Origin of the sequence: Novosphingobium sp. G106 (genome assembly GCF_019075875.1) — a bacterium.
Lineage (GTDB): Bacteria > Pseudomonadota > Alphaproteobacteria > Sphingomonadales > Sphingomonadaceae > Novosphingobium.
The window spans coordinates 160,261-177,170 of sequence record NZ_JAHOOZ010000004.1 but is presented as its reverse complement, the minus strand read 5'-3'; the positions used below and the strand labels follow the sequence as shown (position 1 = coordinate 177,170).

Below are 16,910 nucleotides of genomic sequence, written 5' to 3'. Positions count from 1 at the left end.
GACAGCCAGCTCGCTCATTTTTGCAATTCGCGTCCCGTCAGCTTCGCGAGCCGGCGCGGAAGGTCGGCGGCGATCTTGCGTTGCTGTCGGGGCTGCGCCTTCTTCCAAGCCCGGCATTCCGGCTTGGACCGGCCACAGCCCCGACACCAGCCAGTCGAGCAGTCGAAACGGCACACGTCTATGCACGGCGACTTCACAGGCACCTCATCAATGGCATTCGATTGTCAGGTGCTTCAACTCATGGACGGGCACCAGCCGATCGCGGATCACGCCTGCATTGACCCCCGCACTGCCGACCACTCCCACTATGGCAGCATGGGCCTCGGGACCGACACGCCAGACATGAAGATCGGCAATACGCACATCGCCCGGTCCCTCAACGAGATCCTGTATTTCCTCGGCAACATGATTATCGGTCGAATCAAGGAGGACTGAGGCGGTATCTCGCATCAGGCTCCAGGACCAGCGAGCGATCACCCCCGCTCCCACGATCCCCATGACAGGGTCCATCCACACCCAGCCAAGATAGCGGCCTGCCAGAAGAGCCGCGATTGCCAATACTGACGTAAGAGCGTCGGCTAGGACATGCACATAGGCCGAGCGAAGGTTGTTGTCGCCACCATGAGCATCATGGTCGTCGACGTGGTCATGATGGTCATGACCATGATGGTGATGGCTGCCCGACAGCAAGAATGCGCTGACAATGTTCACACCGAGCCCAATGACGGCAATTAAGGTTGCCTCACCAAACGCAACCTTGATGGGCTCGAACAACCGCAGGATCGATTCAACGCCGATTCCCAGGGCGATCAGGCCAAGCACCAGCGCCGAGGCGAAGCCCGCAAGGTCGCCCACCTTGCCGGTTCCAAAGCTGAACCGCCGGTTCGACGCATGCTGCTTGGCATAGGCATAAGCAACCGCAGCCACACTTAGCGCGCCTGCATGGGTCGCCATATGGAAGCCATCGGCCAGGAGCGCCATTGATCCCGTGACATACCCGGCGAATATTTCGCCGATCATCATCACAGCCGTCAGCACCACAACCCACAATGTGCGGCGTGCATTCTCGTCGTGAGAGGCACCCAAGTAGACATGATCGTGCACAAAGGCGTCAATATCGCGGGACGTCGTCATTATTTCAGCCTTATTTTGCGTAGCGGCGTATGACCGCGATCAATTCTTCCGCCCCAGCGGCACGATCCTCGGCCGCGAGGTCGGGATGCGCCACATGGGTGCGGACATGCTCTTCGATGATCTCGTCCATGAGGCCGTTCATGGCGCCGCGCGTCGCTGCGACGAGATGCAGAGTCGTCGTACAGTCTGTTCCTGCGGCCAGCGCTTTCTCAATCGCCGCGACCTGTCCCGCGATGCGGCGCACCCGCTTCAAGAGCTCGTCATTGCCTTCGGTCAAATGTCCCATAGGATACCCCCCTACCCTATCATCAACATCTATGATAGTGGGACGTTAAATCGGCCTCTCACGCGCGATTTTTCGATTGTCGCGTTTCGACTTCCAGGGACTACACCAAGCACCCGGCAAGGCCGCCGGACCGCGCGCTATCAATTTTCACCAAGGGCCGAGTTCGGTCGTGCTATTCGCGGAAAGGGAATGGGATGATGACCGAGCCCGATCACTGGGAAACCGTTTACACAACGAAAGCGTCAGATTCGGTGAGCTGGTTTCAGGCGACGCCAGAAACATCGCTGGCCGCGCTTTCGCGCATTGCGGTGCCGCCAACATCGGCGATCATCGACGTCGGCGGCGGCGCGTCCGCCCTGGCGGACAGCTTGCTGGACAGAGGTTGGGCGGACGTCACGATCCTCGACGTCGCAGCGGCGGCGCTCGAGGTCAGCCAGTCGAGGCTAGGCACTCGCGCTTCGCAGGTTCAGTGGATCGCAGCCAATATCACTCAGTGGAGTCCAGCACGCCAATATGATATCTGGCACGATCGGGCCGTGTTCCATTTTCTGGCAACGAAGGAGGCCCGCGATGCTTACAAGAACGCCCTGCATACGGGACTGAGGACAGGCGGGTGGTTGATCATGGCCACGTTTGCACTTGACGGGCCGGACAAATGCAGTGGCCTCCCTGTGATAAGGTATAATGCGGAACTGCTCACCCAGGAACTCGGTCACGAGTTTACGCTCGTGGAGGCATGGTCAGAAGAGCACAAGACACCGTGGAACAGCGAACAATGCTTCAATTGGTGTGTATATCAAAGGCGTTGAACGTCTTCATCCGCCATATAGGCGAACCTAGCAGGCTGTTGAAAAAGGGTTTCGAGCAGTGGTGGCGAGCAACATGGAATCTCGGATCAGCACATTAAAGCACGATCGATTCAAGATGGCGCCGAGTTGGCTTCGATTGTTGCTCGACAATGCGGTCGCTCCGACTTTTTCAACAGCCTGCTAGGCCCCCAGCCATGCTACTTGCCATGTGTAGATGGCGCACTGGCCGCTGGCGACCGGCGCTACCACTTAGCTGACCGGACAGCCTACCGTCTTATATCCTGACGCAATGGCTCTGCGCACTCGGCGGTACGATTCTGTCGTTGGGGCTCGAAGCCGGGGCACTTGCCGTCGCAAATGCCGATCCGATCTCCTTCATCAGGTCCACTGCCTTGTGTCGCGCCGGCTGGGCCCTTATTTCAGCACTAATTGAGGATGTGAAATGGTCTGATTAAAGCCGATGTCGAGGCTCATGGGAAGATAAGCGAATTCTTCAATAAGAGGAATAACAAATTCCTCGCGCGGAATCTGCGCCATCGCTGCCAAGCCTACTTCAAGTGTTTCCTTCCCGACCAAATCCACAAGCCATCCCATGCGCTCGCGAAGCGCCTCAATCATCGCTTCACGTTGTACCGTGAAACAGGGCGGTAGCGCTAAGAGCCACTCGGCCGCCGACTCCATTTCCCAAATCCTGCTTCCAAATATTTGCACTCAATGCAGCGCAGTTCATGGCCGATGGACTTTTGACACTTCGGCATTCAAACGATGATTGGTTACTGTCAATCGCTCTCTTATCGCGGCGATGCAGGCGTTCGCTATAGGCAGCCAAGATGGGGACTCGCCCTCGAGCGCTACCCCTAGCGTTCGACTGAAATAATACCGTTGGTAGCCAGCATTTTTTCCGTATAAATCAGCTGTTCCCATTCTCCCGCCACAAACAAGCCCTTTCTCTGGAAATATCTGAGTAAAGGCATCGTCGAATTTCTTCGGGCTGGCCGTCTGGGCCACCGCGAGAACTGCTTGATGAGCCTCGGAAATTATGTCGGGTGGAGATTTTGCGCAGGCGCCAATGACAAATATCGATAGGAAGGAAATCGTGAATATTTTTCGTGTCATCGCGCGCCTCGGCAGGTCCACGAGCCGTGCCAAAAGAGCACGGTCTCTCGAAACGTAAGACTTCGTCAATTTCCAAAACCGCAGTTGGAGAAATTGACATTACCAAATTATCAACCGAGATCGGCACAGGCGATGGCGTTTAGTTTCTAAACGTCCTCTCGGCTCCCGAGCTGACCAGATCTCGGTCGTCCGTACCGTGGATCTGCCGGCCGCGCGCGGCGAGCCGCTTGGGCGAGGCGTGGCCGAGACTGGCATCCTGAAGGTCGGCGTTGGACTCGACGACCGGTGCCGCTGCGGGACAGAGCCTCGTTGAGCGGGGGAGCCGGCTTGCCCAAGTGAGATTAAGCATGGTGTTCAAAATTGGGTGCCTACGTTGAATGTGAAAGTCTTGGTGTTGTCCCCGTCCTGCTTCAGCAGGACTTTGGAGAAATCGATTCGGAAGGGGCCGAACGGCGAGTTCCAGTTGACACCGACGCCGATCGCGACACGCGGCTTCCAGGTATTGCCGACGAAGAATTCCCTATAGGCCGGAATGGTGTTGCCCAGCGCTACGACGCCGTCGCCCGTGGCGGTGCAGTTACCCCCATTTACCGGCGTCGTGCCCGCAGCCACGACCGTCGTCATTCCGGCGCAGGTAACCTGATATTGCGGCAGACCGGTAGCGCTATCGCGAGTGGCGATGAACTGCGCGCTCGTGTTGTTGTCGGTTACGGGGGTGCGAACGCCCCAAACCGCCCCGACGCCCGCGAAGATGGAGGGACGCAGGCCCAATTCCTTCGCCCCTGATCCCAATGGTATCTCAAGCTCCGCACGGCCTTGGTAGTAGTATTTTCCGCCCAGTGCGTCATCGACCCACTGGTTGCGATCGGTCGAAAACCCATCGGTTTTGCCATCGATGACTCCATCACGGTTCGCGTCGACATAGTATTTGCGCAGGACTCGCGGACCGATCCCTCGAATGTCGAAGCCGCGCATTTGCGGCTCGCCGAGATAGAAGCGGTCGGTCAGCCGAACGTCGTCAATGCCGCGGGCCGGATCCCCGCTGTGGTCGAACGAATTGATGAGCCCCCCCTCGGCCGACAGTGAAAAGATGAAGCCCTTGCCGACCGGGAAATAACGCGAGGCGTTGGCGCGGATACGGCCATATTTCACCGATCCGCCGAGGCCGGCAAATTCACCGCCAAGCGAGGCGAGGAAGCCCCGCGTCGGGTGCACGCGGTTGTCGAGCGTGTCATAGATCAGCGAAGCGCCGATGATCGAACTCGTGCGCTTGCCAATCGCCTCACAGAGGTAGCGGCCGGCGAGTAGCGGGTCGCACTGCTGCACGCCCGGGGTCACGCGATCGGTATAGAACTGGGTCTTGTCGAGCGATACATTGTCATAGTTCAGCGTATAGCTGGCGACGGCCGTCAGATATTCGGTCAACGGCACGCCGGCGCGTAGCTGGAAGCCGGTAGTCGCCTGCTTGTAGGTCGTGTTGCGGTTCGAGTTGAGGTAGTTGAAGCTGTTGTAGTCGCGGCGATAGATGCTGACCGAGGCCGAGACGTTGCGATCGAAGAGGTAAGGCTCGGTGAAACTCGTCTCGACGCTCTTCGAATATTTCGAATAGGAGCCCGACACGCCCACCGTCTGGCCACGGCCGCGGAAGTTGCGCTGCTGGATCGAGGCCTGGAAGATGAAGCTTTCGATCGACGAGAAGCCCGCCGACAGCTGCAGCTCGCCCGTCGGCTTTTCCTCGACATTGGCTTCGAGCACGATGCGGTCGGGCGCGGAGCCCGGCTTCTGCTCGACCTCGAACTTCTCCTGGAAGTAACCGAGCGACTTGATGCGGTTGGTCGAGCGCTTGACCTGCAGCGAGTTGAACGCGTCGCCCTCGGCGATGCGGAACTCGCGGCGCACGACCTTGTCCTGCGTCAGCGTGTTGCCGTTGACGTCGATCCGCTCGACATAGACGCGCGGCGCTTCGGAGATGACGAAATTGACCCCCATGGTCAGATCGTCCTTGCTCCGATTGTAATCGGGCCGCACGTCGGCGAAGGCATAGCCGAAGGCGCCGGCGGTCTCGTTCAGCTTCTCGATGGTGTCTTCCACCATCTTGGCGTTGTACCAATCGCCCGCCTTCATCGGCAGCTGCTTGGCGAGCTGCTCACCATCGAAGTCGCGCAGCTGGCTGTCGACCTTGATGTCGCCGAACTTGTAGCGCTGGCCCTCCTCGACGACGTAGGTGATGATGAAGTCCTTCTTGTCCGGCGTCAGCTCGGCGACGGCCGACACGACGCGGAAATCGGCATAGCCCTTGGTCAGGTAGAACTGGCGCAACTTCTGCTGGTCGAAGGCCATGCGGTCGGGATCGTAGCTGGTGCCCGAGCTGAACAGGCGGGTGAAGCTGGTCTGCTTGGTCACCATCTCGCCGCGCAGGTCACCGTCCGAGAACTTCTCGTTGCCGATGATGTTGATCTGGCGGACCTTGGACTTGGGGCCCTCGGTAACCTCGAAGACGATGTCGACGCGGTTCTGCTCGAGCATCACCATCTTGGGCTCGACGGTGGCGGCGAAACGGCCCTGGCGCTTGTAGAGCTCGATGATGCGGGCGACGTCGGCGCGGACTTTCGAGCGCGTGAAGATCTGGCGCGGCGCGACCTTGATCTCCAGCAGGATCTTCTCGTCCTTGATGCGCTTGTTGCCCTCGAGGATGATCCGGTTGACGACCGGGTTTTCCTTGACCTGGATGACGACGTTGCCGCCATCGTTGCGCACCTGGGCGTCGGCGAACAATTCGGTGGCGAACAGGTCCTTGAGCGCCTGGTCGGCCGCGGTCTGGGTATAGTCCTGCCCGACGCGCAGCTTAATGTAGGACAGGATCGTATCGGGCTCGAGCCGCTGCGCGCCGACCACGGTCAGCGTCTTGATCGGCATCGCGGCAGGGGCTTCGACAGCCGGGGCAGCTGTCGCTGCCGGCGCCGCTGCAGCAGGCTTGGCCGGCGCAGTGGAACCCTGGGCCGCAGCCTGGGCGTAAACCGGCTGTCCCGCCAGGATCGTGGTTCCCAGAAGCGCCGCCGCCAAACCGGACGCGCGGCGATAGTCAAGGCTGCGAACCATCGTCATTCCTATCATCGGCACGGCGTTCCCGTTACAGCCTGGCAAAAGTCCAGAAACATTGCGGCAAAAGGCAATCCCTCTCCGCCAGGAATCGCGCTTGCAGCAAGGACCCCGCGAAATTCGCCATCCAACATACTAATCTCCGACATTGAGGCGCCGGCCCCCTACCAAGACGAGGCAAATGCTGTTGACCTCAGTTCGAACGACCGAGCACATGCAATTCAAAGAGACCGTCTCGAATCAGGATTGGGTAATGGCAGGCTGTCAGTTTACGAAGAAACCGTAACCTCGCCATTTCCAGTGCCTATGCAGCGGGACAAGCGATGTGCCGGCGTAGCCCGGGCAGCCGGCGCTTTGAGGACCGCTTCCAGTTCGACTCCCGCCTGTTCTACCTTCCGGCACGGAGCACGGCGCTGCTTGGCTTAAGGGATTGCCCACTGCCGCTCGTGGTCGACAATCCGTTCGACAGCGATCAGCGCGTCAGCGGCCTCGCCGACCCGAAACCGCTAGCTTATCGGCACGGGCTGCTCGATCAAATCGGTCGGATCCCTTGGCATTCCCGCGAACGCTACTTTTACGCCACGGTCCGGCGCGGGAACATGATCCTCACGCAAAGTCCATCCGTTTCCAGAATGGCGTGGCTCGCGTTGTGAAGCGAAGCGATTGCCGCGACCAATGCGAGACCCAAGCCGGCCCCTTCGGTGTGGCGACTGGCATCCAGCCTGTAGAAGCGGCCGAAGACCTTGGAGCGCTCTATCGGAGGTATTCCCGCCCCCGTGTCGCAAATCTCGGCGGCAGGCGCGCCATCGATCATTATCAGGCGCGACGTGATGACGGTTCCCGGTGGCGTGTGAACGATCGCATTCTCGATGAGATTGGTGAATAGCTGTGCAAGCAATTCGGCGTCGCCATCGACGGTTATACCGCGCGCATGATCGGCCAGCAGAAAGTGATCCGCATCCTCCGCCACGGGCTCGTAGGCCTGCTGAACGCGGTCCATGAGCTCGGTCAGATCTACGCACCTGAAATACCGTCGTCCAATCCCGCCTTCGACCGCGCCGATCCGCAGGAGCGCCTGGAAAGTCTCGAGCAAACTGGTGGTCTCGGCCAAGGCATCGTCGATGACAGATGGTTCGGCTACCCCGCTCTGCTGCATGACCTCCAACCTCTGGTGTAGGCGGGTCAGCGGCGTGCGCAAATCATGGGCAATATTCGTCGAAACCTGGCGCAGCGCCTCCATGGCGAGGGCGTTACGATCGATCATACGGTTCAGATTGCGAGCAAGTTCATCAAATTCCGGGCCGAAGCCGATCATAGGAAGCCGTTCGGTTAGTTCACCTTCGACGATCCGGTCCACGGACTGATTCACGCGGGTAAGCCTGCGCAGGAACAAACCTCCGATGATGTACCCGCCGATCAACGCAAACAGAGTGATAGCTATCCCACTGACCAAGGTGAAGTTACGCAGTCGCTGGCGCATGTTCTCGACATCAAAATTGTCGGTGGCCACAACCATTTTCAGCCCATCTGGCAATGACATCGTCAGGGAAGAAAACATCTCCTGCGTCAAAACCTGCCTTGGCTCGGTCTCTCTCACCTGAAACGTCGACCAACCGTTATGCACTGCGGAGAGAGGTAGATCGCCGAACAGTTGATGGCCCTGCCCGTCGAGCAGGAGATACCGGAACTGGGCATCGCTGCTTGCACTTTGATGTCGCCCCATGGCCTCGATCAGGCCCGACCGGCCCAGTGAGCGATATTCACCGGCGAGGACCGCTGACTCAGCCCGGATACTCCCCTTGGTCGCGTCCGCCGCATAATCTTTAATCTGCCGCTGTACAACAACCAACAAAGCAGCCGCACCTGCAGCAAAGATCAACGCCAGCAGGAAGGCGAAGCGAAAGGCGGCGCTGCGTATCGCTGCTGGCATCATGTGCTTAGCCGGCATCGATGCGGTAACCTGATCCTCGCACTGTCCGGATCAGTTCGATGCCGAAGCCGCGATCCACTTTTGCCCGCAGCCGGCTCATGTGGCTCTCGATTACGTTGGTCTTAGGATCGAAGTGAAACGACCAGACGTTTTCCAAAAGCATGCTGCGCGTTACAAGTTCGCCGGCGTGAAGCATCATGTATTCAAGCAACTTCAATTCCTGGGCCTGCAGGTCGATCCGTTCACCGCCACGCGTTGCGGTTCGCCTGATGCGATCGACGACGAGATCGCCGACCTGCAGAAGGGCGGCAGTCTCCGCGACCGGAGGACGGCGCGCCAGGGCATTGACGCGGGCCAGAAGCTCGCTGGCGGCAAAGGGTTTTGCAAGATAGTCGTCCGCGCCGGCCTCCAATCCTTCGACCCGATCTTCCACGCCGTTCATTGCTGTGAGGAATAGTGTTGGCGTCGTAACGCCGGCAGCGCGAAGCGCCTTGAGGACGGCAAGACCCTCCAGTTGTGGCACCATGCGGTCGAGGATCAGCACGGCATATTCGCCGCCGGAAGCCAGAAAGATCGCGTCCCGGCCGTTTGTGCAACTATCGACGACATGCCCGGTCGTTCGCAGGACTTGTTCTAGATGAGAACGGGTTGCCTGATCGTCCTCAAGCAGCAATATCTTCACGTTATCAATCCTTTGGCTTACAGAAGCGTTGGATTCGACTGCCGCGTTTTAAGGGTCGGGGACGACAATCCAAAAATTAGGAATAATCAATATTGGCCTCATCCAGGGCGAATGTCGAACCGTCTAGGACCGGTGCGAACACTTCGTTCACGAGGATGCAACCATGAAATCTCTACGTACCTTTTTGCTCGGGGCCGCACTCGTCAGCATGGCTGGCGCGGCGGTTGCAGGGCCCCACCAACCAAGACTGAAGGGTAGCGAACTTGCAAGTCGGGCGCGGATCAATCTTGCCTCCGCTCGCATGACCGCGCTGAGGGCCCGTCCCGGTACGATCACCGACCAGGAACTTGAGCGCGAAGCTGGAGGCAGTGGCCTGCGTTACAGCTTCGACATCACCAGTCACGGCAAACCCTATGAAGTCGGCGTCGATGCCGCGACCGGCGCCGTTCTGGAGAACATAGCCGAAGGCAAGAATCCCGACTAATGCTCTTCGCCGGGACCCAAGCGACGGGTCCCGGCGCCTTTTGCTGCCAACCCGGGGACGACAGCCAGCATGCCGCTTGATCGATTTCGCCTGAGCGGGCTTGCCCTGCCCTCGCTTTTGCTGGCGGGATGCGCCCACTACACGCCATTGCCACTGGTCACGGCGCCGCCGCTCGCGTCCAGCGTTACAGAACTGGCGCCGGCCGCGCCTTCCGCACAGCTCTCGGTCGAACAGGTCGTCTCGTTGGCACTGGCCAACAACCCGGATCTCAAGGCGGCGCGACTGAAGCGCGGCATCGCTGCGGGACAGACCAAACAGGCGGGTATTCTGCCCAACCCGTCGTTGAGCGGCGCATTCCTGCCACTGCTCTCCGGATCGGGGACGGTGCCGGCGTGGAATCTCGGCATCACGCAGGATATCAAGAGCCTTATCACCTATCGCTCTCGCCATCGTGCCGCCGCCAATAGCGAGCGTCAGGTCGCGGCCGACATCGTCTGGCAGGAATGGCAGGTCGCCGGCCAAGCGCGGCAGATCGCGACCGACCTCATCATGAACGAGCGCAGCCGGCCGACTTTCGTCGCCGCCTACCAGCTTCTTACCGATCGCAATGCCAAGCTCGAACGCGCGCTCGCCGCGCGAACCGTGACGCTGGTCACCGTGGCGCCAGACCGCGTCGCGTTGCAGTCGGCCCGCACCGCGCTCGATGCGCTTGATCAGCGTCAGCTTTCGCTGATGCATCAGCTTGACGCGCTACTCGGGTTGCGGCCCGGCGTGGTGATCCCACTCGCGCCTGCCGCCGACCTGCCGCCGTTCGATCCCGCGGCGATCCGTGCCGACCTCGCAACCCTGCCCGATCGGCGCCCGGACCTTGTCGCGCTGCGCATGGGATATGCGGCGGCGGACGAGCAGTTCCGTCAGGCCATCCTCTCTCAGTTCCCGGACCTCGTTCTGGGCGGCAGCGTGGCCAGCGACAACTCCAAGGTCATCAACGGCGGCCCCAACGCGACAATCGGACTGCCCATCTTCGATCGCAACCAGGGCAACGTCGCCATTACGCGAGCGACGCGCGAGCAACTTCATGCCGATTACAGCGCGCGCCTGGCTGCAGCGACCGGCACGGTCGAGGCGATGCTCGGCGAAATGGACCAACTGTCCGCCCAGCTCGCGGTCGCGCGCCAAGACCTACCCGCCGCCCGCCTTGCCGCGCAGCGCGCGAAGGCGGCTTTCGGCGCATCGAACCTCGACGAGCGCGGCTTCGTCGATCTCGTTTCCAACAGCTTCACCAAGGAACAGGAAATCATGACGCTCGAGCTCGGGCTCCTCGATCGCCAGATCGCTATCCAGACTCTCATCGGAGCGGGTCTGCCAGTCGCCACGCTGCCGGCAGGTGAACAATGAAAAGAGCATTGCTGGCATTGCCCATCGCGATCGTCTTGGCCGGATGCGGTAGCGCGCCGCCCCCCGCACCGACACCGAGCGTTCTGGTGGGCATCGCGAAAGCGCAGCGCGGGTCGCTGCCCGCGACCGTGATCGCTTATGGTTCGGTGGCACCGGCACTGGGCGGCACGCAGACCTTCAGCATGGCTCAGCCCGGACAGGTGACGACGCTGCTGGCGACGCCGGGCATGGCCGTGCGGGCCGGCCAGCAACTCGCGACCTTCGCTACCGCGCCTTCGGCGCAAGGCACTTATCAGCAGGCAGCCAGCGCGCTGACCGCAGCCCGCAAGCAGCAGGCGATCACCGCGCAGCTTCTGGGTCAGCAACTCGCGACGCAGGATCAGCTCGTGCAAGCCAACAAGGCAGTTGCCGATGCGCAGGCTACGCTCGCCGGCCTTCAGGCCGAGGGCGCTGGTCAGGCGATGAAGTCGATCATCGCGCCATTCGACGGCGTGGTAACGGCGGTCGCCGTCGCGCAGGGCGATCGCACGCAGCCCGGTGCGACGATCCTGACGGTTGCTCGCAGCGGCGGCATCGTCGTCACCGCCGGGATCGACCCGGCCGATCGCGCCGGAGTCGTAGCGGGTCAGGCGGCCACCCTAAAACGGCTTTCAGGTGGAACCAAGCTGACCGGCAGGGTCATCCGCGTCGGCGGTGCGCTCAATGCCCAGACACGATTGGTGGACGTGGATATCGGTTTTCCCACCGGGGCGCTGCTTCCGGGCGAGGCAATGCAGGTGACGATCGAGACCCGGCAGGTCGCGGGATGGGTAGTCCCGCATAAGGCCGTCGTAACCGCCGGCGGACCCGCGAGGGTGTTTCAGATCCTGGCCGGCAAAGCCAAAGCCGTGCCGGTTCACATCGCTCTATCCTCCGACCAGGGGGATGTCGTCGAGGGCAATCTCGATCCGGCAAGGCCGCTGATCGTTGCCGGTGCCTACCAAGTGAACGACGGCGACGCCGTTCGCCGGGGTAACTGATGTTAGAGCGCCTGCTCCATACGCAATCGCGGGCTTTCGTGCTCGTCGCGCTGGCACTCGCGCTGGCCGGTATCGTTGCCGCCACCTCGCTGCCGATCGGCCTTTTCCCGCAGGTCTCCTTCCCGCGCGTAGTTGTCGATCTGGACTCCGGCAGCCGACCAGCCGACCAGACTGCGCTCACGGTAACGCGCCCCGTCGAAGAAGCGATCCGCGCCATTCCCGGCGTGCAGAACGTGCGCTCGGAAACCAGCCGGGGCTCGGCGCAGATCTCGATCGACTTCGGTTGGGGCCGCGACATGATCGCCAGCACGCTGCTGGTCGATACGGCGGTCGCGCGGATCGTCCCGTCGCTTCCCGCGGGCACCCAGTACAATGTCCGTCGCATGGACCCCACGGTCTTCCCGATCATCTCCTATGCGCTGGTTTCGGATGGCGATCCAATCGCATTGCAGGATTTCGCGCGCTACCAGATCACGCCGCTGCTTTCGTCGATTAGCGGGCTCGCGCGGGTGGGTGTTCAGGGCGGCGACAAGGCCGAAGTACAAGTGCTCGCCGATCCGCATCGCCTCGCCGACCGCGGGCTGTCGATGACCGACCTTGCAACAGCGATCCGGGCCGGCAATGTCCTGAGTGCCGTCGGCCAGGTCCAGGATCGCGGCCGCCTTTCGCTGGTCATTGCCGACCGCAGCGTGGTCAACGCGGCGCAGGTCGGCGATATCGTGGTCAAGGCCATGCCGGCCGGGGTCGTGCGCATCCGCGACGTCGCGACCGTTCAGGACGGCGCGCTGCCGGTCTGGCAACGGATCGTCGAGGACGGCAAGCCGGCAGTCCTGTTCAACATCTACGAGCAGCCCGACGGCAACGCGGTCCAGATCGCCCAGGAAGTCCAGCAGAAGCTGGCCACGCTGAAGCTTCCGCCGGGGGTCAAGCTGGTCAACTGGTACGACCAGAGCGAACTGGTGACGCAATCGGTCGCCAGCGTGCGCGATGCGGTGCTGATCGGCCTAATACTCGCCGCGCTAGTCCTCCTGTGGTTCCTGCGCAGCTGGCGCGTGACCTTGGTGGCAGTGATCATCGTGCCCGCGACCCTCGCCGCCACCGTCCTCGTACTCAGCATGTTGGGCATGAGCTTCAATATCATGACCCTGGGCGGCATCGCCGCTGCCGTTGGCCTCCTGATCGATGATGTCATCGTCATGGTCGAGCATATCGCCCGCCGCGCCGGGGCGATCGGCGAGGACGGCCAGCCCGCCGGCGGCGCGGCAGTAATTCCTGCGGCGCGGGAGTTCATGATACCCCTAACCGGATCGAGCCTGGCGACGCTGATTGTGTTCATTCCGCTCTCGTTCCTTACCGGCGTCACCGGTGCCTTCTCAAAGGCCCTGTCGGTGACGATGGCCGCGGCGCTTGCCATATCCTGGGCGATGACCGCTTTCGTCGTGCCCGTGCTCGTCCGCCGGCTGGTCGATTTCAGCAAGTGGCACGATCCCGGGGCGGCTGGCGAAGGACACATCGGCAGGCTTCACGATAGCGCTCTGGATCGCCTTTCCGCCCGCCCCTGGCTGCTCGCGGCAATCGCGGTGCCATTGCTCGTGATCGGCTATATCGGCTATTCGAACGTGCCCACCGGCTTCATGCCGAAGGTCGACGAAGGCGGCTTCGTCATGGACTATTATACCGCGCCGGGAACCTCGCTGGACGAATCCGGGCGCCAGGTCGGCCAGATCGATGCAATGCTGCGGGCCAATCCCGAAGTGCTCACGTTCTCGCGGCGCCTCGGTACCGGGCTCGGCGGCGATCTCGGGCAAAGCTATCACGGCGACTACTTCGTCCGCCTGAAACCGAGCCACAGCAAACCGACCGAACAAATCGCCGCGGACGTGGCCGACCAGGTCGCCCTCAAGGTCCCCGGCGTTCAGATCGAGGTCGCACAGTTAATCGAAGACCTGATCGGCGACCTCACCGCGGTCCCACAACCAATCGAGGTGAAGCTTTTCGCCGCCGATCCCTCGGTGCTCGAAAACGAGGCAAAGAAGGTTGCAGGCATCGTCGAGAGGGTGCCTGGAGTGGTCGAGGTCAAGGACGGCGTCCAGCTCGCAGGCGATGCGCTCAATATCCATGTCGACCCGGTCCGTGCCGGGATCGAGGGTGTTGCTCCGGCCGACGTCGAGATGCAGGTCTCGACCGCGCTCACCGGCTCTGTCGCGACCACGCTGGCGCAGCCCGACAAGGCCGTGGACGTTCGCGTACGCCTGCCCGATGCGACGACGCTCAGCGAAACGGGTCTCGCCCAGCTACCGATCCGCGCCACCGATGGGCATGTCTTTCCTCTTTCGCGCGTGGCGACGATCGAGACCGTAACCGGCCAGCCGCAGATCGGCCGCGAGAATCTCGAGCCGATGGTCGCGGTAACGGGCCGTATTCAGGGCCGCGGCATCGGCGCAGCGGTCAACGACGTTTCGACGGCGCTGAACAAGCCCGGCGCTCTAAGCCCCGGCGTTCGCTACGAGCTGGGCGGTCTCTACCAGCAGCAGCAGATCGCCTTCTCCGGTCTGATCAAGGTCTTCGGTATGGCGCTCATCGCCGAATTGGTCCTGCTGCTGGTGCTCTATCGTCGGTTCTGGCTGCCGGTCATCATCATCGCCTGCTCACTGCTCTCCACGACGGCCGTGTTCACGGCGCTGTGGCTGGCCGGCGTCGATCTCAACATCACCGCGTTGATGGGAATGACCATGATCATCGGCATCGGCACCGAGATGGCGATCTTCTACGTTTCGGAGTTCGAGGAGCTTTCGCACCAGATGCCGCCGGTCGAGGCGGCGCGTGAGGCCAGTCGCAATCGCCTGCGCCCGATCACCATGACGACGCTTGCCGCAATTCTGACGTTGCTGCCGCTCGCGCTGGCAATCGGCCAAGGATCGGGCATCCAGCAGCCGCTTGCAATCGCGATCATCGCGGGCTTGCTTCTGCAATATCCGCTGGTTCTGCTCGCCATGCCGGTGCTTGTGCGCATTACCCTGCCATCGGCCTCCCGCGATGGACCCGGCGATAAACAGGTTGTCGCATGATCGCGTGGAGCGCTATGGGACCGCCTGTGCAAGCAGACAGTTCACGCGGGCTCGAAGCGGTCTACCGCTTGTATCACGGCGAATTGCTTCGCTTCCTCACTGCGCGACTCGGCGATGTCGTCGAAGCGGAGGATATTCTTCAGGAACTCTGGATACGGTTGCAGAATGCGCCTGGCTCACCGGTAGCCAATGGCCGGGCCTATCTTTATCGCATGGCGCAGAATCTGATCGTCGACCGTATCCGCGAGAAGCAGCGGCGAATGCGGCGAGAGCGTCTCTGGCTGGAAGCGCGCGGGGAGGCGACGATATCCAGCGAACCCGCGGATCAAGCCCGGAATGCCGAGGAGGTACTGCTCGAACGCGAGGAAACAGCACGTCTCGCTGCAACGGTCGCAGAGTTGCCGGAAGGAGCGCGCAGGGTATTCGAACTGCACAAGCAACAGGGCCTCAGCCATGCCCAGGTCGCGATGCGACTGGGCATCTCGAAAAGCGGCGTCGAAAAGCATATGGCCGTCGCCATGAAATATTTTCGCCGTGCTTTGCTGGACTGAGGCGGACCGGCATGTTTGACGTCTTACGCGCAGCCATGACACTATGCGGACTTTCATCGACGTGACGGCAAGACCGGAAATCGACGAGCGATTGCTCGACGAAGCCGAGGCGTGGCACAGCGCGCTCGAGCTCGGCGATGCCGACTGGGATGGCTACACCGCGTGGCTGGAGGCGGATTCGCTCCACCGGGAAGCCTTCGACGCGGTCGTCCTCACGCACCGGATCGTCGACGAACGCGTTGGCAATCTCGGGATGCCCGCGCCAATCGAACAACCAGCCGCAATTGCGCCACCGGTTTCGCACAGGCGATGGGTCTATGGCGCGGTTGCAGCGACGGTGGCCTTGGGCGTCGGCATCTCGACCCTCTGGCTGCGCCCCGCCGATACGGTCTATTCCTCTTCGCAGCAGGAATACCGCCAGCTTGCCCTGGGATCCGGGATCGCCGTCGATCTCGCCCCCGCGAGCCGGCTTGTCGTGATCGGCGGCAATGCGACCACGCTCGAACTGGCGCAGGGCGAAGCGGTCTTCACCGTGGCCCACGATCCCGGTCGCGGGCTTGCGATCAAGGCTGGCGAATATGTCGTCGGCGATATCGGGACCACGTTCAGCGTGAATCTATCGGCCCATTCCGTGAAAGTCGGGGTTGCCGAGGGGCGACTTACGGTAGCTGCCGACGGCGGAGACGCGACGGCTGTATCGGCCGGCCAGCAGGTCATTGCGCCGCGATCTGGCGGTTCGGTGCATCTGAGCCAGATTGCCCCGCCTGATATCGGGAGCTGGCGTCAGGGCAGACTTGTCTATAGCGACACGCCGCTGGCGGTGGTCGCAGCCGATATTTCGCGATACTCGGGCAAGGCTATCGAAGTGGACCCTGCAATCGGCAGTCAATCGTTCTCGGGAGTGCTGACGATTGGTGACGGTTCGAAGCTATTGGCTAGTCTGGCGGATATTGCCGGCCTTACCTATGAAGAGACGGGCAATCATGCTCGCCTCGGCGCTGGTCCCGCTCGCTGAGATATTAGCCCTGCCGTCACCTGCGGCCGCTAGGGATGTGCAATATCGCTTCGATATACCGGCCGGCATCATGGCGGGGTCGCTGACCGCATTATCGCGGACTGCGAACGTCTCTATCGGCTGGCCCCAAGATCTACCCCAAACCCGCGTACCCGCGCTTCACGGCACGATGAGTACATCGCAAGCGCTCGATCGCCTTCTTACCGGGACCGGTTGGCGGGCTAGGCTGGTCAATCCCACCGCCTATCGGATTGAACGCGCACTCCAGAACATTCGTCCCCCGCGGCCCGCCCCCCTTCCGGCTCCACGACCAAAGATT

At 61.7% G+C, this 16,910-nt stretch carries 14 protein-coding genes; 7 read left to right on the top strand and 7 right to left on the bottom strand.

What is annotated here, in order from left to right; genetic code table 11:
* Positions 1–14: 14 nt before the first annotated feature.
* Genes KRR38_RS36865 through KRR38_RS34640 form a run of 3 tightly spaced genes read right to left on the bottom strand, consistent with a single transcriptional unit; the run spans position 15 to position 1,420 of the window.
* Entirely contained in the window at positions 15–197 is a 183-nt protein-coding gene (locus KRR38_RS36865) for a DUF1289 domain-containing protein (protein ID WP_217408287.1), read from the bottom strand.
* Between the two features lie 10 nt (positions 198–207).
* Complete coding sequence (gene dmeF, locus KRR38_RS34645) at positions 208–1,134, bottom strand: CDF family Co(II)/Ni(II) efflux transporter DmeF (protein WP_217408286.1); 927 nt, start codon at positions 1,132–1,134, stop codon at positions 208–210.
* A 10-nt stretch (positions 1,135–1,144) separates the two neighbouring features.
* Positions 1,145–1,420 carry a metal/formaldehyde-sensitive transcriptional repressor gene (locus KRR38_RS34640; RefSeq protein WP_217408285.1) on the bottom strand — a complete coding sequence of 92 codons (276 nt, stop codon included), beginning with the start codon at positions 1,418–1,420 and terminating at the stop codon, positions 1,145–1,147.
* Positions 1,421–1,617: 197 nt separating this feature from the next.
* On the opposite strand from KRR38_RS34640, the gene KRR38_RS34635 reads away from it, so the two are divergent.
* On the top strand, positions 1,618–2,229 hold the full coding sequence (locus KRR38_RS34635; protein WP_217408284.1) for a trans-aconitate 2-methyltransferase: 612 nt from the start codon (positions 1,618–1,620) through the stop codon (positions 2,227–2,229).
* Positions 2,230–2,643: 414 nt separating this feature from the next.
* Here KRR38_RS34635 and KRR38_RS34630 read toward each other — a convergent pair whose 3' ends face one another.
* The 4 genes from KRR38_RS34630 to KRR38_RS34615 all read right to left on the bottom strand — a co-directional run bounded on the left by KRR38_RS34630 (position 2,644) and on the right by KRR38_RS34615 (position 9,056).
* The gene (locus tag KRR38_RS34630; protein WP_217408283.1) at positions 2,644–2,910 is read right to left on the bottom strand and encodes a hypothetical protein; all 267 of its coding nucleotides are present in this window, start codon (positions 2,908–2,910) and stop codon (positions 2,644–2,646) included.
* Between the two features lie 789 nt (positions 2,911–3,699).
* A complete protein-coding gene (gene bamA / locus KRR38_RS34625) occupies positions 3,700–6,444 on the bottom strand; it encodes an outer membrane protein assembly factor BamA (protein WP_254515919.1) in 2,745 nt (914 codons plus the stop codon).
* Positions 6,445–7,018: 574 nt separating this feature from the next.
* Positions 7,019–8,377 carry a HAMP domain-containing sensor histidine kinase gene (locus tag KRR38_RS34620; RefSeq protein ID WP_254515918.1) on the bottom strand — a complete coding sequence of 453 codons (1,359 nt, stop codon included), beginning with the start codon at positions 8,375–8,377 and terminating at the stop codon, positions 7,019–7,021.
* Positions 8,378–8,381: 4 nt separating this feature from the next.
* Positions 8,382–9,056 (bottom strand): response regulator transcription factor, encoded by a 675-nt coding sequence (locus KRR38_RS34615; RefSeq protein WP_217408280.1) that lies wholly within the window; start codon positions 9,054–9,056, stop codon positions 8,382–8,384.
* A 163-nt stretch (positions 9,057–9,219) separates the two neighbouring features.
* On the opposite strand from KRR38_RS34615, the gene KRR38_RS34610 reads away from it, so the two are divergent.
* The 6 genes from KRR38_RS34610 to KRR38_RS34585 all read left to right on the top strand — a co-directional run bounded on the left by KRR38_RS34610 (position 9,220) and on the right by KRR38_RS34585 (position 16,591).
* Positions 9,220–9,540, top strand: coding sequence for a PepSY domain-containing protein (locus KRR38_RS34610; protein WP_217408279.1), 321 nt, complete (start codon positions 9,220–9,222; stop codon positions 9,538–9,540).
* Between the two features lie 69 nt (positions 9,541–9,609).
* A complete protein-coding gene (locus tag KRR38_RS34605) occupies positions 9,610–10,938 on the top strand; it encodes a TolC family protein (RefSeq protein ID WP_217408278.1) in 1,329 nt (442 codons plus the stop codon).
* Positions 10,935–11,957 carry an efflux RND transporter periplasmic adaptor subunit gene (locus KRR38_RS34600; protein ID WP_217408277.1) on the top strand — a complete coding sequence of 341 codons (1,023 nt, stop codon included), beginning with the start codon at positions 10,935–10,937 and terminating at the stop codon, positions 11,955–11,957. The genes KRR38_RS34605 and KRR38_RS34600 overlap by 4 nt, the downstream gene beginning before the upstream one ends.
* Positions 11,957–15,025, top strand: coding sequence for an efflux RND transporter permease subunit (locus tag KRR38_RS34595; RefSeq protein ID WP_217408276.1), 3,069 nt, complete (start codon positions 11,957–11,959; stop codon positions 15,023–15,025). Before KRR38_RS34600 ends, KRR38_RS34595 begins: the two co-directional genes overlap by 1 nt.
* A 26-nt stretch (positions 15,026–15,051) precedes the next feature.
* Positions 15,052–15,576: a sigma-70 family RNA polymerase sigma factor gene (locus KRR38_RS34590; RefSeq protein ID WP_309141259.1), complete on the top strand. Its 525-nt coding sequence runs from the start codon at positions 15,052–15,054 to the stop codon at positions 15,574–15,576.
* 43 nt (positions 15,577–15,619) lie between these two features.
* Positions 15,620–16,591, top strand: a complete 972-nt coding sequence (locus KRR38_RS34585; protein WP_217408274.1) for a FecR domain-containing protein — start codon at positions 15,620–15,622, stop codon at positions 16,589–16,591.
* The last annotated feature ends 319 nt before the right edge of the window (positions 16,592–16,910 follow it).